The organism is Burkholderia sp. AU30198 (assembly GCF_020419825.1).
In the GTDB taxonomy this organism is placed as follows: domain Bacteria; phylum Pseudomonadota; class Gammaproteobacteria; order Burkholderiales; family Burkholderiaceae; genus Burkholderia.
Window position 1 is genome coordinate 377,419 of record NZ_JAIZSA010000004.1, and the last position, 22,928, is coordinate 400,346.

Sequence of the window (22,928 nt, forward strand, 5' to 3'; positions counted from 1 at the left end):
GATGCTTACGGGTAGCGGACCGTGAAGTTCGCGACGGCGTCGGCGGTACCCGGCGTGACGTCGGCGGCAGTCGATTCGTACCGGGCCGTGAAGCGCACCGTGTTCGTGCCGTTTTGCAGCATGGTCGGCGCTTTCTGCTCGACGCCGTTGTCGAGGTATTCGCCCGACGCGGCCTGCAGGCGGATACCGACGTTGGTGGCCGAACCGACCGTGGCGATCAGCTTCGGCTGGTCGGCGCTCGACGTACCCGTGAACGTGAAGAGTGCGCTCTTGGACACGCTGGTGTCGCAATCGGTCAGAACGATGTCGAACTTGACTGCGTCGGACTTGTCGCCGACCTTCTTGAACGTATGGGTCGGCACTTTGCCGAGGCGCACGGTCTGGTTGTCCGACTGCGAATCGATGCCGCATGCGCCCGCGACGATCTCGCCCGTGAAGTTGATCGTGCCGGTGCCCGCTGCGAAGGCCGAGCTCGACAGGGCCGCGAGTGCGACAGCGGTCAGGAGGGATTTTTTCATGACGTTTCCGGTAAGGAGTGCAAATGGAATAGATGACGTGGCGGACACAAACGGCAGCGTGTGGGTGGCTTCCGTCCGTCACGAGGCGGCATTATCGAGATAATCATGAAAGTTTTCTGTAAATCATTGTCAAATCCATCTGACAATGTCCGATTTACCCCTCTAAATTCACACTCTTTCCCATCAATTTTCAATCCATTTATTTTTATCCGCAGTCCTTCTTTATTCTTCGGAAGCAATTGAAGATTAAAGACATTTCCGGCCGACAACCGACACTGCCCCGCTCTTCCTTTCTGGCATTGGTTCCGGCAAGACCCCTCCGGAAAAAGACAAAACATTGTCCGGCGCCGCCATCGTTGTCAGACGACAACGCCAATATCAAATCATTTTCAACAAACAGGAAATTAACCAGCGATTTAATCAAGCCAATTTTTTCGCGCAAACGATTGCGACATAAATACAAACGTTTTACTGCGACACTTTGCCGCCCTCATTATTTCCAATACATGGATTAATCCGGGCGTCAATTCCGGATCGGAAAGCGCATGCCGGCGCGCCGCCGAAGCCCGGCATCCGGGCCGCATCGCAGGAGCAAAAAAAGGAAAAATGAACCGCACACGTTTGCGCGGGAGTGCGACACGAGCGGTCGCCGGACGCGGGCTGCTCCGGAACGCGCGCGTGCGCGTGGCCGCAGGACGAAAAACGTCCTGGCCGGCCTGTCGGTGGGGAAAAACGGCGGGGAAAGATAGCGCGAGAACCGCGATATCGGTCGAAACAAGCGGCGGCGGCACGTCGCATCGTACCGCCGCCGTTGTGCCGCCTGGCGCGCTGCCGCGTCAGGCGACGGGCATTACGCGGACGCCGCGGCCTCCGCCGATACCGGCGACCAGCCGCCGCCGAGCGCGCGGTACAGCGTGATCGCATTCGCGAGCCTGAGCTGCTTGAGCCGGATGAGCTCCTGCCCCGACTCGTACGTGCTGCGCTGCGCGTCGAGCAGTTCGAGATACGTCGCGACACCGCCCGCGTAGCGGCGCTCCGCGAGCTTCAGCCGCGCGCCGTCGGCCGCATACACGTCCTGCTGCGCGGCGAGCTGGCGATCGATCCAGTCGCGCGCGGCGAATGCGTCGGCCACTTCGCGGAACGCGGTCTGCACCGTCTTCTCGTATTCGGCCACCGCGATGTGCTTGCGCGCGTTCGCGACGTCGAGGTTCGCGCGATTGCGGCCGCCCGCGAAGATCGGCAGCGTGATGCGTGGCGCGAACGTCCACACACCCGTGCCGCCGGTGAACAGGCTCGAGAATGCGTCGCTGACCGAGCCGTAGTCGGTCGTCAGCGTGATGCGCGGGAAGAACGCCGCGCGCGCGGCGCCGATCTGTGCGTTGGCGGCCTTGAGCCGCGCCTCCGCCTGCCGGATGTCCGGCCGCCGCTCGAGCAGCGCACTCGGTGCGCCGGGCGCCACGGGCGCGATCGACAGCGTGTCGAGCGCGGTCGTGTCGCCGGGCACGTTGCGCGCGAAATCGCCCGCGAGCAACTGCAGCGCCCGCACGGACTGCGCATGCTCGCGCTCCAGTGCGGCCTGCGACGCGCGCGCGGAGGCCACCAGCATCTCGGCCGAGCGCAGCTCGATCGCGTCGCTCGTGCCGGCCGCATAGCGGCGCTGCGTGAGTGCGGCCATGTTTTCGCGCGCGTCCAGCGTACGTCGCGCCAGCGCGAGCTGCTCGTGCAGCGAACGCTCCGAGACGTACGCGCCCGCCACGTCGGCGATCACGCCGATGCGAACCGTGCGTTGCGCGTTGGCCGTCGCGAAATATTCGGCGAGCGCCGCGTCGGACAGGCTGCGCACGCGGCCGAACAGGTCGAGCTCGTACGCACTGATGCCGACGCCCGCCCGATACAGCCCGCTGATCGCGCTTTCGCGCACGACCGGATCGTACTGGCGCGCACGGTCATAGCCCAGATTCGCATCGACCGACGGCATCAGGTCCGCGCGCTGCACGCCGTACAGCGCGCGCGCTTCCTCGAGCCGGCCGGCCGCGACCCGCAGGTCGCGGTTGTTCGCGAGTGCCGCGTCGATCCACGCCTGCAGCGCGGCGTCGGTGAAGTACGTGTGCCAGTCGTCGAGCAGCGCGGCATCGGCGGGCGACCCCTCGGCCGCCGGTGCGGCACTGCCGTCGACCGGCGCATAGGTAGCCGGCACGGGCGCCGCCGGCCGCTCGTAACGCGGCGCGAGCGTGCAGCCGGCCAGCGCAAGCGCGGCGGCCAGCGCAACCTGAACCCGCAGCGCGGCGCGTGCATTCAGCGCAAACATCATTGAGAACCCTCCATCGTCGCCGGCTGTGCGCCGCCGCGCCGGCGCGGGCCGACGTCGAACAAGCGGCCGACGATCACGAAAAACAGCGGGACGAGGAACACCGCGAGCACGGTCGCCGTGATCACGCCGCCCAGCACGCCGGTGCCGATCGCCATCTGCGCGCCGGACGCCGCGCCCGACGCGAACGCGAGCGGCAGCACGCCGACGCCGAACGCGAGCGACGTCATCACGATCGGCCGCAGCCGCAGGCGCGCGGCCTCGAGTGCCGCATCGACGAGCGACATGCGCTGCGCGACCAGGTCCTTCGCGACTTCGACGATCAGGATCGCGTTCTTCGCAGACAGCCCGATCGTCGCGATCAGCCCCACCTTGAAGTAGATGTCGTTCGGCATCATCCGCAGCGTGACGCCGAGCACCGCGCCGATCACGCCGAGCGGCACGACCAGCATCACCGCGAACGGAATCGACCAGCTCTCGTAGAGCGCCGCGAGCGCGAGGAACACGACGAGCACCGACAGCGCGAACAGCATCGGCGCCTGCGCACCCGACAGCCGCTCCTCGAACGACTGCCCCGACCATGAGAAGCCCGTGCCGGCCGGCAGCTTCCCGGCGAGCCGCTCGATCGCGGCCATCGCCTCGCCGCTGCTGTGGCCTTCCGCTGCCGAGCCGTTGATCGTGAACGACGGAAAGCCGTTGTAGCGCGTGAGCTGCGGCGGCCCGAGCGTCCAATGCAGCGTCGTGAACGCCGCGAGCGGCACCATCTCGCCGCGCGCATTGCGCACGCGCAGCTTCTTCACGTCGTCCGGATCGAGCCGGTGCAGCCCGTCGGCCTGCACGATCACGCGCCGCACCTGCGTGCCGTGCATGAAGTCGCCGATATAGTCGGAGCCGAACATCACCGCGAGCGTCGTGTTGATCTCGTCCATCGACACGCCGAGCGCGGACGCCTTCGCACGATCGATGTCGAGCTTCAGCTGCGGTGCGTCCTGCGTGCCGGCGAACATCAGGTCGGTCAGCGCCGGATCCTTGTGGCCCGTCGCGAGCAACTGCTCGCGAGCGGCGCTGAAGGTCGCGTAGTCGAGCCCGCCGCGGTTCTGCAGCCGGAAGTCGAAGCCGCTCGTCGAGCCAAGATCGGGCAGCGCCGGCGAGTTCATCGCGAACACCGTCGTGTTCGGCGTGCCCGCGAAGCGCTCGTTGATGCGCGCGACGATCGCCTGCACGTGCGCGTCTTCGCTCTTGCGCTCCTTCCAGTTCTTCAGCGTGACGAAGATCATCCCGCCGTTCGGCCCTTCGCCGTACAGGTTGAAGCCGCCGAGCGCATACGTGAACGCGGTCGGCTCGTCGCGGCGGATGGTCGACTCGACTTCCCGCACGCTCTGCATCGTTTCCGCGAGCGGCGTGCCTTGTGGTCGGATCACCATCACCATGAAATTGCCCTGGTCCTCATCCGGCAGGAACGCGGTCGGCAGCTGCGTGAGCATCAGCGCCGCAGCGCCGGTCAGCGCGCCGTACACGACGAGCCAGCGCACCGGCTTCTTCAGCATCGCGCCGACGCGCGTCGCATAGCGCTGCGTCGAGTTTGCGACGAAGCGGTTGAACCAGCCGAAGAAGCCGCGCTTCTCGTGATGGTCGCCGGACACGGGCTTGAGCAGCGTCGCGCACAGCGCGGGCGTCAACGACAGCGCGAGGAAGGCCGAGAAACCGATCGACACCGCGAGCGACAGCGAGAACTGCCGGTAGATGTTGCCCACCGCGCCGCCGAAGAACGCCATCGGCACGAACACCGACGTCAGCACCACGGTGATCCCGACGATCGCGCCGCTGATCTGCTTCATCGCCTTGACGGTCGCGTCATAGGGCGCGAGCCCCTCCTCGACCATCAGCCGCTCGACGTTCTCGACCACGACGATCGCGTCGTCGACGAGGATGCCGATCGCGAGCACCATCCCGAACATCGTCAGCACGTTGATCGAGAAGCCCGCCGCATACATCACGCCGAACGTGCCCGCGAGCGCGACCGGCACGACGAGTGTCGGGATCAGCGTCGCACGCAGGTTCTGCATGAACAGGTACATCACGAGGAACACCAGCACGCCGGCCTCGATCAGCGTCGTGACGACCTTGTTCATCGACACGCGCACGAACGACGACGTCTCGAACGGGATCTGGTACTTCACGCCCGGCGGGAAATACGCGGACAGCTCGTCCATCGTCGCGCGCACGCGCTTCTCGGTGGAGACCGCGTTCGAGCCCGGCGCGAGCTTGATGCCCATCCCGGTCGCGACCTTGCCGTTCACGTACGACGGGTAGTTGTAGTCGTTGCCGCCGAACTCGATGCGTGCGACGTCGCGCAAGTACAGCGCGGAGCCGTCGGCCTGCGTGCGCAGTGCGATCGCGCCGAAATCGGCCGGCGTCTTCAGCGGCGCATCGGCGAACACGGTCGCCGCGATCGGCGCGTTCGCCGGCACCGCGGTGCGACCGATGTCGCCGATCGTCACGCGCGCGTTGTGCGCGCGCACGGCCGATGCAATATCCGACGCGGTGAGGCCGTGGCCGGCCATCTTCACCGGGTCGGGCCAGATCCGCATCGCGTACTCGGTGCCCCAAACCTGCACCTTGCCGACGCCCTCGACGCGACGCAGCGCCTGCACGACGTTTGCCGACGCATATTCGCCGAGCTGCACGGCGGTCATCCGCCCGTCGTCGGACGTCAGCGACACCACGAGCTGGATATTGTCGGCGGCCTTCTCGACCTGGATGCCGTCGCGCCGCACGGGTTCGGGCAGCCGCGCCTCGACCGTCTTCAGCCGGTTCTGCACTTCGACGGCCGCGAGATCGGCGTTCACGCCCTGCTTGAACGTCAGGTACAGCGACGCCATCCCGGCGCTGCTGGTGGCCGACGTGTACATCAGCCCCGGTGCGCCGTTCATTTCGCGCTCGATCAGCGCGGTCACCGATTCCTCGACGACCTGCGCGGACGCGCCCGGGTACGTCGCATAAATGCTGACGACGGGCGGTGCGATGTCCGGGTATTGCGCCACAGGCAGCGCGCGAATCGCGAATGCGCCGCCCAGCATGATGAAGATTGCGATCACCCACGCGAAGACGGGGCGATCGATGAAGAAACGTGCCATGGTGGTGTGGTGTTAACCAGTCAGGTTTGACGGGCGGCCGCCTGCGAAGCGGCCGCTGCCGGCGCCGCCTTCGACGGCGGCGCCTGCTCGACGGGCTTGACGGCCGTATCGGGCGCGAACTGCGCGGCGTTGTCGACGATCACGCGCTCGCCGCCCGCGAGGCCGCGCGTGATGCGCCAGTCATGGCCGGTCATCTGGTCGGCCACGACCTCGACGTCCTTGACCTTGCCGTTCGTGCCGACGACCCGCACCGATGTGCGGTCGGTCGTGCGCAGCAGCGCATCGCGCGGCACGAGGATCGCCCGCTGGTCGACGGCCGTGTCTAGCGCGATCCGCACATACGCGCCCGGCAGCAACTCGCGCTCCGGATTCGGGAACAGCGCGCGCATCGCAACGGTGTCGGTAGTCGGATCGACCGCGAGATCGCTGAACAGCAGCTTGCCCTTCAGCGGATACGCGGTGCCGTCGGCGCGCAGCAGCGTCACCGCGATGTCGTGCTGCGCGATGCCCGTCGCGCGCCCGCTCTTCACCGCGCGGCGCAGCGCGTCGACGTCGGCGGCCGGCTGCGAGAAGTTCACGTAGATCGGATCGAGCTGCTCGACGGTCGTAAGCGGCGTCGCCTGGTCCTGGCCGACGAGCGCGCCTTCGGTCACGAGCGCGCGCCGTGCGCGGCCCGCGATCGGCGCGGTGACGGTCGCATAGTCGAGCTGCAACTGCGCCCGTGCGAGCTCCGCCTTCGCGGACGCAACGTCGGCCTTCGCCTGCGTGTCGGCGGCAACGGCCTCGGTGTGGTCGCGCTCGCTCACCGCGCGGTCGCGCACGAGGTCGTCGTAACGGCGGCGCTTGTCGCTCGCCGCGAGCGCGGCGGCCTGCGCCTTCGCGAGCGCACCCTGCGCGCCATCGCGCGCGGCCTTCAGCGGCGCGGGATCGATGCGGAACAGCACCGCGCCCTGCTTCACTTCCTGGCCTTCCTCATAGGTGCGCGCAGTCACGATGCCCGCGACCCGCGCGCGCACTTCCGCCTGCCGGTAGGCGTCGAGCCGGCCCGGCAATTCGACGGTCATCGGCACGGCCGTCGGCTGCACCGTCACGACCGTTGCCTGTTTCGCGGTCTCCGGCGCGGTGTCCTTGTCGCCCTTTCCACATCCGGCCAGGGCCAGCACGGCCGCCAGCGCGAACGGCGCCAGCCGGTGGCGCAACAGGGAGCGATTGTTATTCATGGTTGACCTCGGATCGATCGCCGCCGATAAAATGCGGCAGCTCAGGGTGGCCGATTATAATCAGTCATGACTGATTAAATACACGCCCCGTCAATCTGACCGCCATACTGTCTCAATAAAACGACAGCGAATTGTAAGGAACCTCAGGACATGGCCCGCAAGACCCGCGAAGAATCGCTTGCCATCAAGCATCGGATCCTCGACGCCGCCGAGCTCGTGCTGCTCGAGAAAGGCGTGGCGCAAACCGCGATGGCGGATCTCGCCGAGGCCGCCGGGATGTCACGCGGCGCCGTCTACGGCCACTACCGCAACAAGATGGAAGTGTGTCTCGCGCTGTGCGACCGCGCGTTCGCGCGCACGTCGGAAGGCTTCGACGCGGGCGAAGGGCTGCCGCCGCTCGCCACGCTGCGCCGCGCCGCGTCGCACTATCTGCAGGAATGCGGCGAGCCGGGCCCGATGCAGCGCGTGCTGGTGATCCTCTATACGAAGTGCGAGCAGAGCGAGGAAAACGGCGCGCTGCAGCGGCGCCGCATGCTGCTCGAATTGCAGATGCTGCGGATCACGAAGGCGCTGCTGCGCCGCGCGATCGCGGCCGACGAAATCGCCGCCGATCTCGATGTGCACCTGGCCGCCGTCTATCTCGTGTCGCTGCTCGAAGGCGTGTTCGCGTCGATGATCTGGACCAACCGGCTGCGCGGCAACCTGTGGAACGACGCCGAGGCCATGCTCGACGCCGGCTTCGACGCCGTGCGCACGTCCGCCGCGTTGCGCAATCGCACGCACAAATTGCCGGACTGACTGAAATTGTCGTAATAAATGCTGATTTAACCCGATTTACCGCACTGCGAAACGAATGAGCTGACCCTCTTTAAAATTTTTAACGTTTAGCGGAACATCGGTAGACTGACGCTGTCATCTTTCTTTAGCGTCTTCGTGATAACCGGGTTCGACCCGGTATGCACGCCGCCGTTCGAAGCGGGCCCGCCCCGCGCGTTGGGTCGAACGGAAACGACACAGGCCCCTGGCGGGGCCTGTTTTGTTGCACGCCCGCCGCCCGCCCCGTCGCTGCCCGACGGCTGTGCCGCCGGTGGCCCCTGCCCACACCCCTTTGAACCGCTTTCCTGGATGTGGACACCTTGGTCAAGTCTGCCGCTACCCCTGATGCTTTCGCGCCCGGCCGCGCGCAGCGCATTGCGCGCGCGCTCGTGCCGGCCGCCGTGCTCGGCGCCCTCGCCGCCCTCGGCCTCGCCGCGCTGCCCGCCGTGTCGCAACTGCCGGGCGCCGTCGACTCGGGCACGGCCGCGCTGCCGCAGCGCGTGCTCTCCGACACGCCGTTTCCCACCGCGCAGCATTTCGTGACGAGCGAGCTCGCCCGCACGATCGGCGAGCGCAACGATGCCGGCGAACGCCACGACCGCAGCCAGCAGCCGGGCCTGTTCGCCCCGCTCAGCGCACACCGCAACGACATGCTCGGCTATACGAGCCTGTTCCAGTTCGCGGCCCCTGAAAACCAGCACGGCATGCGCGCGGGCAACATCGAGCTCACGCTGTCCGATACGCTGAACCGTCTCGACGTGCCGCCCGAGGTGCGCATCCAGCTCGGCGATCTCGTCAGCGGCAAGGTCGCGATGCGTGCGAGCGCGCAGCGCGGCGACTACTACCGCGTCGCGTTCGATACGAACGACGGCACGCCGCGCCTCACCGCGCTCGAACTGCGCGTTGCCGGCCGCACGTTCGGCGCGATCTGGTTCCGCGCGCCGGGCGCCGACCACGGCGCGTACTACGCGCTCGACGGCTCGCCGCTCGAAGCTGCGGCCTTCACGATGCCGGTCAAGTGGACGCGCATCAGCTCGTTCTTCGGCGAGCGCATCCATCCGCTGTCGCAGGCGATGGCGTTCCACACGGGCGTCGATCTCGCCGCGCCGACCGGTACGCCCGTCGACGCGGCAGCCGACGGCGTCGTGTCGTTCGTCGGCACCGATCCGGGCGGCTACGGCCACTACGTGATCGTCGATCACGCCGATGGTTACTCGACCTACTACGCGCACCTGTCCGCGTTCGCGCACGGCCTCAAGACGGGTGAGACCGTGAAGCAGGGCCAGCGCATCGGCTCGGTCGGGATGACCGGCGCCGCGACGGGCCCGCACCTGCACTTCGAGGTGCGCGTCGCGAACAATCCGGTCGATCCGCTCGTCACGCTCGCAAGTGCGCAGACGGCGCTGTCCGACATGCAGCTCACCGCGTTCCGCCAGGAAGCCGCGCAATGGCGCTTCCGCCTCGCGTCGATCAATACGGCACCGTTCGCGTTCGCGCAGAACGACGGGCCGCTGTGGGGTGATTTCGCGACCGATTCATCGACACTGCGCGCGGTCTTCAATACGCATTACTCGGCGTCGTGATGCGCGTGCCGCTTGCCGTCGCTTGATGAGCAGCGGCGCGCGGCCGGCTCTCTACCATCCTTGCCCCGACTGCCCGCCGGGCCTGACCTGCCCGGCGTGCTGTCCGCTGCGCAAATTCACCGACACTGCCTCTTCGGCCATTCGAAACGACGCAGCATCGCGTCACCGCGCAGGTTCCGTGTACTCGGCCGCCGCATGCGCAGCGCGTTCCGCGCGCGGGCGCCGCGACAGCAGCCAGCGTGCCGCGCCGTCGAGCGACGTGCACAGCACCAGATAGATCAGCGCGACGAACAGGAAGATCGGCGCCGGGTACACCATCAGCCGGTTGTTCACTTGCGTCGCGACGAACGACAGCTCCGGCACGCCGACGATATAGGCGAGCGACGTGTCCTTCACGAGCGCGACCCACTGGTTGACGAATGACGGCGTCATGATCCGGATCGCCTGCGGCAGCAGCACGTAGCGCACCGTCTGCCAGCGCGTGAGCCCGAGCGACAGCCCGGCCTGCCATTGCCCGTCGCCGGCCGCGACGATGCCCGCATGCACCGCGTGCGCGAGATACGCGCCGCCGATCAGCGCGAGCGCGCACACGACCGTCGCGAGCCCCGGCACGTCCATGTGCAGCAGCATCGGCATCAGGAAGTAGGTCCAGAAAATCAGCATCAGCACCGGAATCGCGCGGAAGAAGCCGATGAACGCAAGCAGCAGCACGCGCGCCGGGCCGCGCGCGAGCGCCATCGCAACGCCGAGCGCGATGCCGAGCACGGCCGATGCGACGGCCGACGCGATCGCGAGCAGCAGCGACAGCGCGGCCCCACCGAGCGGCCCTTCCGGGAACGCGCCGACGAGCAGGTACGGCAGATTGGCGAGCAGCAGCGAAAAATCCATCGTCAGCGCCCCGCTCCCAGCCGGTCGCGCCATTGCGTCGCCGCATACGCGCCCGCTTCGATCGCGGCCACTGCCGCGACGTACAGCACGGTCGCCACGCCGAATGCGGCGAACGTCTTGAACGTCTCGGTCTCGACCTGGCGCGACGCATACGACAGCTCGGCCACGCCGATCGCCATCGTGAGCGACGAGTTCTTCACGAGATTCATGTATTGGCCGAACAGCGGCGGCAACGCGATCCGCACGGCCTGCGGCAGCACCACGTAGCGCAGCGACTGCATCGGCGTGAGGCCGAGCGCGGCCGCCGCATCGTGCTGTGCGCGCCGCACGCCGCGCAGGCCGGCTTCACACTCCTCGGCCACGAACGCGGCCGTATACGTGCTCAGCCCGACCCAGCCCGCAACGAATTCGAACGACGGCCACGCGAGCGTGAACGGGCCGATGCTCAACGCATGGCGCGCGTTCAGCCACGCGATCCATGTGTCGGGCAGCAGCGACGCGACACCGAAGTACCAGAACAGCAACTGCACGAGCAGCGGCGTGTTGCGGAACGTGACGACGTACGCGGCCGCCACCGTGCGCGGCACCGCGCCGCGCGCATGCCGCATCACCGCGAGCAGCAGCCCGCCGGCGGTCGCGGCGACGGCCGACGCGGCCGCGAGGCCAAGCGTCAGCAGGAAGCCCTGCCAGAGCCAGGACAGATATTTGGGAGCCAACCCGAGCATGCTGTGTTGCGGGCGCGAAGCGCGCGATCGGAAGAAAACGGAAAGCGCCGCGAGGCCGAGGGTCCGGCCGAGCGCGGCGCGCGTGCGATGCGGATCAGGTCTTGTCGCCGATCCGGAAGATGCGCGTGAGCGGCGTCTTCGTCGTCGGCCCGAACCATGCGTCGTAGATCTGCACGGCGCGGCCGTTCGCCTCGAGCCCCTTCAGCGTGTCGTTGACGAAGCCGAGCAGGCGCGTCTCGCCCTTCGGCACGCCAACGCCCATGTAGTCGTTCGAGATCGTGAACGCCGGGATCTCGTAGTTCTGCTTGTCGGGCACGTTCGCGAGCAACCCGATCAGCTTCGGGCCGTCCTGCGTGATCGCCTGCACGTTGCCGGCGCGCAGCGCGGCAAACGCGAACGGCGTGTCGTCATACGCGACGATCGTCGCCTTCGGGAATTTCTCGCGCAGCGTGATCTCGTTGGTCGTGCCCTTGTCGGCACCGACGCGCAGCGCGTTCAGCTGGTCGGCGGATTTCAGCACGCCCTTCTTCGCGAGAAACTGCTGGCCCGACGAAAAATACGGAATGCTGAAGTCGACCTGCTTCGCGCGCTCGTCGGTGATCGTGAAGTTCGCGAGCACCAGGTCGACCTTGCCGGACGTCAGGAACGGAATGCGGTTCGCGGGGTTGGTCGGCTGGAGCTGCAGCTTCACGCCGAGCTTGTCGGCGAGTGCCTTCGCGTAGTCGACGTCGAGGCCGACGATGTGATTGCTTTTGCCGTCGACATAGCCGAACGGCGGGTTGCTGTCGAACGTTGCGACGCGCAGCACGCCGGCCTTTTTGATGTCGTCGAGACGGTCCGCATGCGCGACGGTGCCTGCGGTAATGAGCGCAGCCCCGACGAGCCACGTAGCGAGAGTGTGGATTTTCACGAGCACGACCTGATTTGTTATGAAGGCCGCCGCGGATCACGCGGCGGCCCGGTTCGAAGAACATCGCGACGGAGTGTGTCGTCGCGAAGCCGCTAACGTATCAGCGCATGCGGCAAATCCGAACCAACAAATGGTGCTTTGCTCAGCGGGTTTCGTGATGAGGGGCGGCATGCGCCCCGCACGCACCAGCGCTCGATGTCATTCGCTGCCGCTGTCCTCGGCAGCGTCCGCGGACGCTGCACACAGGAACTCGCCGTCGCCGCCGTCCTGCAGATAGTCGAGCGAGCGGTCCATGCTCAGGAACGACAGCGTGCCCGATCCGCCCAGCGCGAACAGCGCCCGGTGATCCGGCGCGAAGATCACCTGCGACACGCCGCCCGCAACCGGAAACTCGCCGACGGTGCGGCGCGTAGCGGCCTTGATCACGCGCATCGGCTTGTCGTCATAGCCGCCCACGGCGATCAGCGAACCATCGCCGCTGCCGTCGAAGCTGTGCATTGACGTCTGGCAGACCGGATAACGGTCGCGTACGGCAAGGCTCGACATATCCCGCCACTGAATCGTCGACGCGTTGTAGACCCAGACACCCGCGCCCTTCGCGCCCGGCTGCGCCTGGATGAAATCCGAATCGACCGGATAGGTCTGCACCGGCGCGTTCGTCGCCGTATCGAATGCAACGATCGCGCTCTTCTGCATCGCATACGCATACAGCCGCCGGCCGTCAGGCGACAGCCACATCGACAGCGCGCGGCCGAACTCGACGCCCGAGGCGTCATGCTCGCCGAGCGGCAGCGTCGCGATGACCTGCGGCCAGTGCGCGAGACTGACGACGGAAATCGTGTCGTCGAGGCTGTTCAGCACGTACAACCTGTCGTTCGACGCGGATGCGACGATCGCGCGCGGGAATCGTCCGAGCGTCACGCCGTCGACGATCGCGCCGCTGTTCAGGTCGATGCGCACGAGGCCGTTCTCGCGCATCGACGCGACATACGCGTAGCGTTCGTCGGGGCTCACGTACAGGCCGCTCGCGCCGCGGCCGCGGCACATGTTGCCCGGGCAGCCGTCGAGTCCTGTCGCGAACGGCTCGCCTTCGATCGTGCGAACGACTGCATGCCGCTCGGCGTCGACGACGACGAGCGTGTTCCGGTCGATGTCGGTCACGTACAGGCGTTTGCCCGACGCACCCAGCACCATCGCGTACGGCCACTTGCCGACCGGCACGACGGTGCCTGCCGCCTGCTCGGCCGACACGGGCGTCGGGCGGTGCTGCTCGTCGTCGCGAATCTGCTCGGCAATCGCGGCCGCCTGCTGTTTCGCCTGCCGCTGCGCGGCGTCGCGCGCGATCTCGCGATTGGTCGCGACGCGCCAGCCTTGCAGTTCCTCGCTGCCCGCCCGCTGCGCGGCGAACACCATCGCCGCGCTGCCGAGCACCGCGAGTACGAGCGGTACGGCGACGCGCGTCGAGCGCCCGGCCCCGTACATCAGCCAACCGGCGACGAACCCGGTGACCACGCCGCCGAGATGCGCTGCCTGGTCGATGCCGGAGATGAAAAAGCCCGACGCCAGGTTGATCGCGATCACCTGCCCGACCGCACCGAGGTTGATGGCAACCGGCGCATCGCGGCCGCCGTCGCGCCCGCGTCGCAGCGCGAATGCCGCGGCCGCGCCGGCCAGTCCCATCAGCGCGCCCGACGCGCCGACACTCACGACCGGCCGGATCCCGCTGGCCTCCAGCGCGACACCGAACGCGAAACTGGCGCTACCGACTTCGTGATAGCCATGCCACAGCGCGCTCAGCAGCGAGCCGCCGAGCGCGGACAGCAGGTACGCGACGCCGAACCGGAGCGTTCCGCCGGTGCGTTCGAGCACCGTGCCGAGCACGATCAGCATGTACATGTTCAGCAAAAGATGCGTCCAGCCGCCGTGCAGAAACGCGCTTGTCAGCAGCCGCCACGGCTGCCCGGTGAGCGTATACGGCGCGAAGTTCGCGCCCCAGTCGAGCAGCAGCGGGTTCGACAGCTCGCCATACGATGCCTGGCGCCAGATCAGCACGAAAATTGCGGTATTGACGACGGCCAGCAGAATCGTCAGCCACGGCCACGAAGTTTTTTGTTCTCTCATCGGGATCTTGGTATGGGTTGTCGCGCGTGAGCAGCGCGAGCGCCATTATATTTCGCGTCCCGCAAGAAACGAGCGTGTGACGGAGCCGGTCGGCGAACCTGGAATAAAAAGACGCCCGCTGCAAGCAGCGGGCGCGAATCCCAGTCAAGGAGGTGTCACACGAACTACGGGCCCAGATTAAGGAATTCGCCCGTCATGGACAACGAATCGATTTCAATATCGATATGACGGGACACGCTCACGCCGGCACCTCGCGGGTCGAGCAATGGATCCCGCCACCGCCCGACGCGATGCCGAGAATGTCGACCTGCACGATCGCCCGGTTCCCTGCATATGGCCGGATCGCGGCGACCGCGGCAGCATCGGCCGCCGCGTCGTTGAACTTCGGCATGACGATCGCACCGTTGCAGGTGTAGAAATTGATGTAGCCGGCCGCGAAATTCGTCAACTGCCGGTCGTTCAGGCCCGTGCCGGCCGACGTGCCGAAATTGATCGGCGGCACCAGCTCGACGATCTGCAGCGGCCGGCCGTTCGCGTCAGTCTGGCCCGCGAGCCGCTGCCGGTTGGCGTCGGTCAGCGCACGTTCGCCGGTCGAATTAGATGCGTCGTAACAGCACGCAACCACGCCCGGCGCGAGAAAGCGTGCGTAGAAGTCGACGTGCCCGTTCGTAATGTCGGTCTCGCCGGCCGGGGTTGCCGCGCCGCCGGCACCGCCCACGCCGCTGCCGCTGGGATAGGTCGCCGTGCCCGGCAGCCAGATGATCTTCCGCACGCCGAGCGTGCGCTGCAGTTCGGCGAGCACGGTGTCTTTCGCCGTCGGCAGCAGCGTCGCATTCGCGATCACGCCGTTCGGGATGTCGAACAGTTGCGGATTCCGGTTCACGTGCAGCACCGACGACTCGGTGAGGATCGCCGTCGCGTCGCCGTCGAATTCGATCGCGCCGCCTTCGAGCGTCAACGTGCTGCGAGTCAGGCTTGCGTCTTTCGTCTGCGCCATCCAGCCCGCCACTGTGCTGTCGCGACCGAACGGCTGGAAGAACTTGCCAGCCTTCGACCGGTTGCTCGCGGCCGCGACCGCCGGCGGGACCGTCGCGCCCGGGCTCATGCCGACGCCGTCGGTGTTCGCGTTGCCCCAGCCGTTGAAATTGAAACCGATCGCATTCAGTGCATTGTTGTTCGTCGCATCCCTGACGAACAGGCATCCCGTGTCGCGCACCCAGAAATCGTTGAAGCCGTCGGTGAGCGGCACGAGATTGATTCCGCCAGCTCCCGCGGCGCGTGCCGCATAGCGCGCATGCAGATCGGGGTTCGCGACGCTCGCGGTCGCGAGCAGCGCGCGGGCCGAGTCGAGATCGGCCGGCAGCACCAGCATGTCGACCGGTTCGGTTGCGCCGATCGCCTTCGCGACGTCCATCAGGTCGGCCCGCACGCGGTCGATGCCGGCATCCGTGCTTTGCGGCGTGACGGGCAACCAGATGCCGTCCGCGCCGGACGCGAACGCCATGTAGGTCGACGCGTGCGGCGCATCTTCGGCCGGCAGCCGATAGGCGACCTGCCGCGTCGACGGCGTCGTGCCGGTTGTCGTGCCTGGCGGCGTGGAAACCGCGCCGGATGCACCGTCGCCACCACCACCGCATGCAGCCAGACTGCCCAGCAGCGGCAGGCCGAGAAACGCGGCCGAATACCGGATAAAGCCGCGCCGGCCGGTATCCGGCGTGTGCTGCATACGCGTGCCTGCGCTCGCGTGGGTACGTCGTTTCGTCATGTTTCAACTCCATTGCGCGGTCGGCGCGCACGCGTACGCGCCGGCTTCCGTCCCGCAAGACGGATTCCGCATTGTTTTCAGTAGTCCGGAACGATCCGCTGCCTGCTACGGTCGTGCGGGCACGGTCACGCGTGCCGGCCCGCGGCCGCGTTCAGGCCGGTTGCTGTTGCGTGGTGCAGTGGATGCCGCCACCGCCCGCGGCGATGCCGTCGATGTTCAGCTGAATGACCTCGCGCCCCGGAAACAGGTCGACGAGCGTATCGCGCGTATTGCGGTCGGCACGGCTGTCACCGAATTGCGGTGCGATCACCGCGCGGTTGCACACGTAGAAGTTGATGTAGCCGGCGGCAAATTCCTCGTTCTCGTATTGATGCCGGACGGTCTTCGGCCCCGGCAGCACGACGACTTTCAACGGGCGGCCCTTCGCATCGGTGGATTTCCGCAGGATCTCCAGATGCTGCCGCGTCACCGCGTGATCGTACGACGACGGATCGGTATCGAGCCCGGCCACCACCACGCCCGGGCTGGTAAAGCGCGCGTAGAAGTCGGTATGCCCGTCGGTGATGTCCTTGCCCGCGATACCCGGCAGCCAGATGATCTTCGTCAGCCCGAGCAGCCGGCTCAGCTCCGCCTCGCACTGCGCCTGACTGACGCTCGGATTGCGGTTCCGATTGAGCACGCAGCTGCGCGTGATGATCGCCGTGCCTTCGCCGTCCACCTCGATGCCGCCGCCCTCGAGCACCAGCCGCGTGTCGAGCAGCCGCGCACCGGCGCGCTCCGCCACGAACGGCGCGACTTCCGCATCCTGGTCGTGCTCCTGCTTGTTGCCCCAGCCGTTGAAATTGAAGCTCACGCCGCCGAGCTGGCCCGACGCGTTCTTCACGAACACGGGCCCCGTGTCGCGCATCCACAGATCGTCGACCGGGTGCTGGACGAGCTCGACCGACGAACCGCACAGCCGCGACGCGGTCGCATAGTCCTGCTCGCGCACCAGCATCTTGAGCGGCTCGTGCGCGGCGATCGCCTTCGCGATCGCGGCCAGGTTCGCGCGCGCCACGGGCAACAGCCGCGCGCCCCAGATGTCCTCGCTCGGGCCGAATGCCATCCAGGTCGCCGTATGCGGCGCGCCCTCGTCCGGCATGTGCCACGTTGCGCCCTGCTGCGCGTGCGCGGCGCGGCCGAGCAACCCGCCCAGCGCGCCGGCGGCCAGCGCCGCCCCCGATACGGACAGGCCGCGTTTCAACAGTTGACGTCTCGTTGTCATGGCATTCCTCTTTCGCTTGCTGGTTGCTTCGTTTGCTTCAGTGGTTTCAATCGTTCGGTGACTTCGTGATGCGCGGTCACGGTCGTGCCGTCTTGAAGCCGAGCCAGGTTCGTCCTTCCAGACGCATCACGGCCGGCGATTCGGCGATCGGCGTGAACAGCGTACGCCGCGTCGCCTCGTCCGGATAAATGCCCGGATCGCGCACCAGTGCAGGATCCATCAGCGTCAGCGCGCCCTGGTTCGCGTTCGCGTAGCGCGTCGAATTCGAGATCTTCGCGATCACGTCCGGACGCAGGATGTAGTTGATGAACGCATGCGCGTTGTCCGGGTGCTTCGCGGACGCCGGAATGACCATCGCGTCGAACCACATCAGCGTGCCGATCCGCGGAATGTCGTACGCGACGTCGCGTTTCGGATCGAGCGCCTTCGCCTTCTGCGCGGCGAGGTTGATCGCGCCGGAGAAGCCGACCGTCACGCACAGCTCGCCGTCGATCAGCTCGTTGGCATCGGACGAATTGACGAACTCGCGGATGAACGGCCGGATCTTCATCAGCATCGCCTGCGCGGCCGCATAGTCCTGCGCGGACGGATGCATCGGATCGCGGCCGATATAGCGCAGCGCCAGCGGCAGCACGGTGCTCGCGGAATCCTGCAGGCCGAGCCCGCACTTCGCGGCGACGCGCGCCGCGATCTCCGGCTTGAACAGCAGGTCGAGGCTGTCGGCCGGCATGTCCTTGCCGAGAATCGCGCGCACCTTCGCACGATCGTAGCCGACGCCCACGGTGCCCCACATGTACGGCACGCCGTATTCGTTGCCCGGATCGGATTGCGCCATCTGCTTCAGCAGCGACGGATCGAGATACTTCAGGTTCGGCAGCCGGTTCTTGTCGAGCTTGCGAAACACGCCGGCCTGGATCTGCGTGGCCATGAAGTCGTTGGTCGGCCACACGAGGTCGTAGCCGCTGTTGCCGGTCAGCAGCTTCGACTGCAGCGTCTCGTCGCTGTCGTATGCGTCGTAGCGCACCTTGATGCCGGTTTCCTTCTCGAAGCCGGCCAGCGTGTCGGGCGCGAAGTAATTGCTCCAGTTGTACAGGTTCAGCACCTTCTCTTCATCGGCGCGGGCCGTGCCGGCCAGCACGCACAGTGCGAGGCCCGGCACCGCGAAGCGCAACCATCCCTTCCGTTTCATCGGGCCTCCCTCATCGATAACAGGACGATACGCCGTCGCTGGTCAGCAGCGTGCGGTACATCTCCGGGCGGCGATCGCGGAAAAAGCCCCACGATTGCCGGTCGGCGCGGATCGCGTCGAGATCGAACGTGTGCACGAGCACGGCTTCGTCGGTTCGGTTCGCCTCGGCCCGCTTCTCGCCGGTGTGATCCGCGATGAAGCTCGACCCGTAGAACACGCCCGTGAGCCCCTGCTGCTGCGAATTGCCGTTGCCGAAGCCGACTTCGCGGCCGATCCGGTTCGCCGCCACCACCGGCACCATGTTGGCGGCCGCGTGCCCCTGCATCGTGCGCTGCCAGTGGCCGGACGAATCGAACGCACTGCTGAACGGCTCCGAGCCGATGATGGTCGGAAAGCACAGGATCTCGGCTCCCATCAGCGCAAGGCTGCGCGCCGTTTCCGGATACCACTGGTCCCAGCAGATGCCGATGCCGATCCGGCCGAAGCGCGTGTCCCACACCTTGAAGCCGGTGTCGCCCGGCGTGAAATAGAACTTCTCCGTATAGCCCGGCCCGTCCGGGATATGCGTCTTGCGATAGACGCCGAGCACGCAGCCGTCCGCGTCCGCCACGGCGATCGAGTTGTACGCGGCATTGCCCGCGCGCTCGAAGAAGCCGATCGGCAGCACGATGCCGAGTTCGCCGGCCAGCGCCGCGAAACGGGCGATCTGCGCGTTGCCCTCGAACGGCTGCGCGAGTTCGAGATGGCGCACGTTCTGGTCGAGGCAGAAGTACGGCATCGCGAACAGCTCCGGGCACAGCACGAGATTCGCGCCCTGTGCGGCGGCCGCACGGATCAGGCGCTCCGCGGTGGCCATGTTGTCTTCGAGATTCCAGTTGCCCGACGCCATCTGGACGGCGGCGACGGTGATGTGTTTGGACGGCATTGCGATTGCTCCTCGGTAGGGCCGGAAACCGCTGACGAAACGTCGCTCAGCGTGCGACGGACGGCTGCTGCTGCGTCGAACAGTGGATGCTGCCGCCACCCATCGACAGCGTCGGAATCGGCAGCATCTCCACGTTGCGCCCCGGGAACGCGCGACTGAATGCCTCGCGCGCGGCCTGATCCTGCTCGACGCCGAACGCGGACACGATCACCGCGCCGTTCACCAGAATGTAGTTCGCATAGCAATCGCAGTAGCGTTCGGAGCCGAAGCGTTCGGTCACGATCGGCGACGGCAGGTCGAGCAGCTCGAAGCGGCGCCCCGCCGCGTCGGTGGCGAGTTCCAGCGCGCGGCGGTTTTCCCGCATCACGTGGAAATAGTCGCCCTGCTCCGGCAGCGCGGTCTGGCACAGCATCCGGCCGGGTGCGATGAACGACGCGATGCCGTCCACGTGCCCGTTCGTCTCCACTTCGTCGGGATTGCCCGGCAGCCACACGATCTTCTCGACGCCCAGCATGCGGCGCAGCTCCGCCTCGATCTCCGCGCGGCTCAGGTGCGGATTGCGATTCGAATGCAGCAGACAGCTCTCGGTGGTGACCAGCGTGCCCTGCCCGTCGACGTAGAACGAGCCGCCCTCCAGCACCATGGGCGAATTGAAGATCTCCGCGCCGGCCGCGCGCGCAATGTCCTGCCCGGCCTGCTGGCAGCCGTCGTACGGCTGATACTTCTCGCCCCAGCAGTTGAAACGGAACACGGCCGCGCCCAGCCCGCGCTGTTCGCTCACGAGGAAGACCGGCCCGCAGTCGCGCAGCCAGTTGTCTTCGGCCGCGACCGGCAGCACGTCGACGCTCGCGCCGACCAGCTCGCGCGCGGCGTCGGCCTGGCTGTGGTGCGCAGCCACCACGCAGCGCTGGTAGCGGGCGATCGTCCGCGCGACCAGCGCGAATTCGCGGCACACCTGCGCGTAATGGCTCCCCCACAGATCCTCGCGATCGTGGAGAACCGGCCATCCGAGCCACGTGGCATCCATGGATTCCCATTCCGCGGGCATCCGGTAACCGCGCTGGCGAGCATCAAAGCGACCCATCGTTCAGCCTCCGTTGTGATTGATGGCCGATTGTGCGTCAGGTTAAACTTGATGAATATTGATATTTCTTGGCCAAATTAATCAATTCATCTCATACCTCGATGCAACGCGTTCCGTCCCTGAAACTGCTGACCGGCTTCGAAGCCGCGGCCCGATTGGGCAATTTCTCGCGCGCGGCCGACGAGTTGCACCTGTCGCAATCGGCGATCAGCCATCAGATCCAGCAGCTCGAAGCACAGCTCGGGCAGCCGCTGTTCCGCCGGCGCGGCCGCGGCGTCGAACTGACGATCGCCGGCGAGGTCCTGCAGCGCAGCGTGCAGCGCGCGATGGACACGTTGCGCGGCGGCCTCGACCGCATCGCGACCTACCTGAACCCGGGGCTCGTCGTGCTGGTGTGTCCCGCACCGTTGCTGCACGGCTGGCTGCAGCCGCGCCTCGAGCAATTGCAGCAGGTCCTGCCCGACCTGTGCCCGCTGCTGTCGACCGACGAAACCGCGCGCTACGTCGACGAGATCGACGTCGACATGACGATCGGCACGCGGCCGATGCTGCAGCCCGGCCTGCTCGATATCCCGTTCATGCGCGACGAATGGGTAACGGTGTGCGCCACGCCGCTGGCGGAGCAACTCGAACGCGTGCCGCGCGACGAACACCCGCGGCACGCGGGGGTCATCTGTCTCGAAGCCAGTCTGACCGACGAGCGCCTGGCGACCGTGTTCCGCGAGCGGCTGTCGGCGTTCCGGATGCATGCGATCTACGACGACCAGCGGCTCGTGCTGGACGCCGTGCTGCGCGGCCGCGGCATTGCCTGCCTGCCGCGCCTCGTCGCGCAGGCGGGCATCGACCAGCGCACGCTGACCGTGCTCGGCGGCTACCCGCGCCTGCCCGGCACCACGTGGTGGCTGTCGCGCATGGAAGGCCCGTCGCGCTCGCCGATCGTCGAGCGGATGTTCGAATGGCTGGTCGAGCAAGGCAGCCTGTCGAGTGCATCCGATCCGGCGCCCGACCAAGCGCCTCCGCCCACGTAATCGCACGCCGCAAAAAAAAAACGTCCCGCCGGCTGGCGGGACGTTCGTCATGAGGTGAGCGCACACGGCGCAGCCGATCACGGCTCGTGACGCAGATACCCTTCCTTGCTCGGGTCGCGCATCAGCCACGACACGATCAGCGAGATCCCGCACAGCACGGTCACGTACCAGTAGAAGGTTTCCTCGCTACCGATCGACTTGAACCACAGCGCGACGTACTCGGCCGAGCCGCCGAAGATCGCGTTCGCGACCGCGTACGACAGGCCGACACCCATCGCGCGCACTTCCGGCGGGAACATCTCGGCCTTGATCAGGCCGCTGATCGACGTGTAGAAGCTGACGATCGCGAGCGCGATCGTAATCAGCACGAACGCGGCCACCGGGCTCGTCACGTCCTTCAGCGCATGCATCAGCGGCACCGTGCCGATCACCGCGAATGCGCCGAACAGGATCATCGACGTGCGGCGGCCGATCCTGTCGGACAGCGCGCCGAACACCGGCTGCATCAGCATGTAGACGAGCAGCGCGACGGTCATCACGTTGCTGGCCGTCTTCGCATGCATGCCGGCCGTGTTCACGAGGTACTTCTGCATGTACGTCGTGAACGTGTAGAAGATCAGCGAGCCGCCGGCCGTGAAGCCGACCACCGTGAAGAACGCGCCCTTGTGCTGCCACACGCCGCGGATCGTGCCCGCGTCTTTCTTGTCGCGCGACGCGGTCGTCGACGTCTCGTCGAGCGATTTGCGCAGGTACAGCGAAATCAGCGCGGCCGCCGCGCCGACCACGAACGGAATGCGCCAGCCCCACGCCTTCAGTTCGTCGGCCGACAGCGTCTGCTGCAGGATCACGAGCACGAGCAGCGCGCACAGCTGGCCGCCGATCAGCGTCACATACTGGAACGACGCAAAAAAGCCGCGGCGGCCCTTCAGCGCCACCTCGCTCATGTAGGTCGCGCTCGTGCCGTATTCGCCGCCCACCGACAGCCCCTGGAACAGCCGCGCGACCAGCAGCAACGCCGGCGCGAGCGAACCGATCTGCGCATAGGTCGGCAGCACGGCGATCACGAGCGAGCCGCCGCACATCATCAGCACCGAGATCATCATCGCGTTGCGGCGGCCGTGGCGGTCGGCGATGCGGCCGAACAGCCAGCCGCCGATCGGACGCATCAGGAAGCCGGCCGCGAACACGCCCGCCGTGTTCAGCAGCTGCGTCGTCGTGTTGCCGCTCGGGAAGAACGCCGGCGCGAAGTACAGCGCGCAGAACGAGTAGATGTAGAAGTCGAACCACTCGACGAGGTTGCCCGACGAGGCGCCGACGATGGCGAACACGCGCCGCCGGGTGTCATGCGCGGACAGCGCAGCTTGGTCGGTCTGGACGTCCATGGATTGGTCAGTTCCTTTTAGTGCTTTCTGGGCGAGACGGCTGGGGGCCGCCGCGTGCGATCGCA

General features: G+C 67.0%; 17 protein-coding genes. 3 read left to right on the top strand and 14 right to left on the bottom strand.

The features are described 5' to 3' along the window. Window positions 1-5: 5 nt before the first annotated feature. The 4 genes from LGN19_RS12695 to LGN19_RS12710 all read right to left on the bottom strand — a co-directional run bounded on the left by LGN19_RS12695 (window position 6) and on the right by LGN19_RS12710 (window position 7,183). The gene (locus LGN19_RS12695) at window positions 6-518 is read right to left on the bottom strand and encodes a fimbrial protein (protein WP_226214994.1); all 513 of its coding nucleotides are present in this window, start codon (window positions 516-518) and stop codon (window positions 6-8) included. Between the two features lie 850 nt (window positions 519-1,368). Beyond that, window positions 1,369-2,826, bottom strand: a complete 1,458-nt coding sequence (locus tag LGN19_RS12700; RefSeq protein WP_226215082.1) for an efflux transporter outer membrane subunit — start codon at window positions 2,824-2,826, stop codon at window positions 1,369-1,371. Further along, window positions 2,826-5,963 carry a multidrug efflux RND transporter permease subunit gene (locus LGN19_RS12705; RefSeq protein WP_226214996.1) on the bottom strand — a complete coding sequence of 1,046 codons (3,138 nt, stop codon included), beginning with the start codon at window positions 5,961-5,963 and terminating at the stop codon, window positions 2,826-2,828. The genes LGN19_RS12700 and LGN19_RS12705 overlap by 1 nt, the downstream gene beginning before the upstream one ends. Window positions 5,964-5,983: 20 nt before the next feature. Next, window positions 5,984-7,183, bottom strand: coding sequence for a MexX/AxyX family multidrug efflux RND transporter periplasmic adaptor subunit (locus tag LGN19_RS12710; RefSeq protein ID WP_226214998.1), 1,200 nt, complete (start codon window positions 7,181-7,183; stop codon window positions 5,984-5,986). Window positions 7,184-7,333: 150 nt separating this feature from the next. On the opposite strand from LGN19_RS12710, the gene LGN19_RS12715 reads away from it, so the two are divergent. Together LGN19_RS12715 and LGN19_RS12720 are read left to right on the top strand one after the other, a co-directional pair. Then, on the top strand, window positions 7,334-7,981 hold the full coding sequence (locus tag LGN19_RS12715) for a TetR family transcriptional regulator (RefSeq protein ID WP_226215000.1): 648 nt from the start codon (window positions 7,334-7,336) through the stop codon (window positions 7,979-7,981). Between the two features lie 338 nt (window positions 7,982-8,319). Beyond that, complete coding sequence (locus tag LGN19_RS12720) at window positions 8,320-9,582, top strand: M23 family metallopeptidase (protein ID WP_226215001.1); 1,263 nt, start codon at window positions 8,320-8,322, stop codon at window positions 9,580-9,582. A gap of 162 nt (window positions 9,583-9,744) precedes the next feature. Here the strand turns inward: LGN19_RS12720 and LGN19_RS12725 are convergent, their stop codons facing one another. From LGN19_RS12725 to LGN19_RS12765, 9 genes are all read right to left on the bottom strand, one after another. After that, complete coding sequence (locus LGN19_RS12725) at window positions 9,745-10,470, bottom strand: amino acid ABC transporter permease (RefSeq protein ID WP_174912329.1); 726 nt, start codon at window positions 10,468-10,470, stop codon at window positions 9,745-9,747. A 2-nt stretch (window positions 10,471-10,472) separates the two neighbouring features. Next, window positions 10,473-11,195, bottom strand: a complete 723-nt coding sequence (locus tag LGN19_RS12730; RefSeq protein ID WP_226215002.1) for an amino acid ABC transporter permease — start codon at window positions 11,193-11,195, stop codon at window positions 10,473-10,475. A 94-nt stretch (window positions 11,196-11,289) separates the two neighbouring features. Beyond that, window positions 11,290-12,105, bottom strand: coding sequence for an ABC transporter substrate-binding protein (locus tag LGN19_RS12735; protein WP_043182770.1), 816 nt, complete (start codon window positions 12,103-12,105; stop codon window positions 11,290-11,292). Between the two features lie 198 nt (window positions 12,106-12,303). Next, window positions 12,304-14,226: a rhomboid family intramembrane serine protease gene (locus tag LGN19_RS12740; protein WP_226215003.1), complete on the bottom strand. Its 1,923-nt coding sequence runs from the start codon at window positions 14,224-14,226 to the stop codon at window positions 12,304-12,306. A 238-nt stretch (window positions 14,227-14,464) separates the two neighbouring features. Continuing rightward, window positions 14,465-15,991, bottom strand: a complete 1,527-nt coding sequence (locus LGN19_RS12745) for an agmatine/peptidylarginine deiminase (RefSeq protein ID WP_226215004.1) — start codon at window positions 15,989-15,991, stop codon at window positions 14,465-14,467. A 151-nt stretch (window positions 15,992-16,142) separates the two neighbouring features. Further along, the gene (locus tag LGN19_RS12750) at window positions 16,143-17,255 is read right to left on the bottom strand and encodes an agmatine/peptidylarginine deiminase (protein WP_226215005.1); all 1,113 of its coding nucleotides are present in this window, start codon (window positions 17,253-17,255) and stop codon (window positions 16,143-16,145) included. Between the two features lie 76 nt (window positions 17,256-17,331). After that, a complete protein-coding gene (locus tag LGN19_RS12755; RefSeq protein ID WP_226215007.1) occupies window positions 17,332-18,444 on the bottom strand; it encodes a polyamine ABC transporter substrate-binding protein in 1,113 nt (370 codons plus the stop codon). 10 nt (window positions 18,445-18,454) lie between these two features. Further along, complete coding sequence (aguB, locus tag LGN19_RS12760) at window positions 18,455-19,369, bottom strand: N-carbamoylputrescine amidase (RefSeq protein WP_226215008.1); 915 nt, start codon at window positions 19,367-19,369, stop codon at window positions 18,455-18,457. Window positions 19,370-19,415: 46 nt separating this feature from the next. After that, entirely contained in the window at window positions 19,416-20,453 is a 1,038-nt protein-coding gene (locus LGN19_RS12765; protein ID WP_226215010.1) for an agmatine/peptidylarginine deiminase, read from the bottom strand. Between the two features lie 101 nt (window positions 20,454-20,554). On the opposite strand from LGN19_RS12765, the gene LGN19_RS12770 reads away from it, so the two are divergent. Next, window positions 20,555-21,481: a LysR family transcriptional regulator gene (locus LGN19_RS12770; RefSeq protein ID WP_226215012.1), complete on the top strand. Its 927-nt coding sequence runs from the start codon at window positions 20,555-20,557 to the stop codon at window positions 21,479-21,481. A 77-nt stretch (window positions 21,482-21,558) separates the two neighbouring features. On the opposite strand, the gene LGN19_RS12775 is transcribed toward LGN19_RS12770, so the two are convergent. After that, window positions 21,559-22,863, bottom strand: a complete 1,305-nt coding sequence (locus LGN19_RS12775) for an MFS family transporter (RefSeq protein WP_226215014.1) — start codon at window positions 22,861-22,863, stop codon at window positions 21,559-21,561. Window positions 22,864-22,928: the final 65 nt, after the last annotated feature.

Coding starts and splice junctions, on each gene's coding strand:
- LGN19_RS12745 (WP_226215004.1), bottom strand. CDS start 15,991: ATGACGAAACGACGTACCCACGCGAGCGCAGGCACGCGTATGCAGCAC.
- aguB (WP_226215008.1), bottom strand. CDS start 19,369: ATGCCGTCCAAACACATCACCGTCGCCGCCGTCCAGATGGCGTCGGGC.
- LGN19_RS12765 (WP_226215010.1), bottom strand. CDS start 20,453: ATGGGTCGCTTTGATGCTCGCCAGCGCGGTTACCGGATGCCCGCGGAA.
- LGN19_RS12700 (WP_226215082.1), bottom strand. CDS start 2,826: ATGTTTGCGCTGAATGCACGCGCCGCGCTGCGGGTTCAGGTTGCGCTG.
- LGN19_RS12710 (WP_226214998.1), bottom strand. CDS start 7,183: ATGAATAACAATCGCTCCCTGTTGCGCCACCGGCTGGCGCCGTTCGCG.
- LGN19_RS12715 (WP_226215000.1), top strand. CDS start 7,334: ATGGCCCGCAAGACCCGCGAAGAATCGCTTGCCATCAAGCATCGGATC.
- LGN19_RS12725 (WP_174912329.1), bottom strand. CDS start 10,470: ATGGATTTTTCGCTGCTGCTCGCCAATCTGCCGTACCTGCTCGTCGGC.
- LGN19_RS12705 (WP_226214996.1), bottom strand. CDS start 5,963: ATGGCACGTTTCTTCATCGATCGCCCCGTCTTCGCGTGGGTGATCGCA.
- LGN19_RS12730 (WP_226215002.1), bottom strand. CDS start 11,195: ATGCTCGGGTTGGCTCCCAAATATCTGTCCTGGCTCTGGCAGGGCTTC.
- LGN19_RS12695 (WP_226214994.1), bottom strand. CDS start 518: ATGAAAAAATCCCTCCTGACCGCTGTCGCACTCGCGGCCCTGTCGAGC.
- LGN19_RS12740 (WP_226215003.1), bottom strand. CDS start 14,226: ATGAGAGAACAAAAAACTTCGTGGCCGTGGCTGACGATTCTGCTGGCC.
- LGN19_RS12755 (WP_226215007.1), bottom strand. CDS start 18,444: ATGAAACGGAAGGGATGGTTGCGCTTCGCGGTGCCGGGCCTCGCACTG.
- LGN19_RS12775 (WP_226215014.1), bottom strand. CDS start 22,863: ATGGACGTCCAGACCGACCAAGCTGCGCTGTCCGCGCATGACACCCGG.
- LGN19_RS12750 (WP_226215005.1), bottom strand. CDS start 17,255: ATGACAACGAGACGTCAACTGTTGAAACGCGGCCTGTCCGTATCGGGG.
- LGN19_RS12770 (WP_226215012.1), top strand. CDS start 20,555: ATGCAACGCGTTCCGTCCCTGAAACTGCTGACCGGCTTCGAAGCCGCG.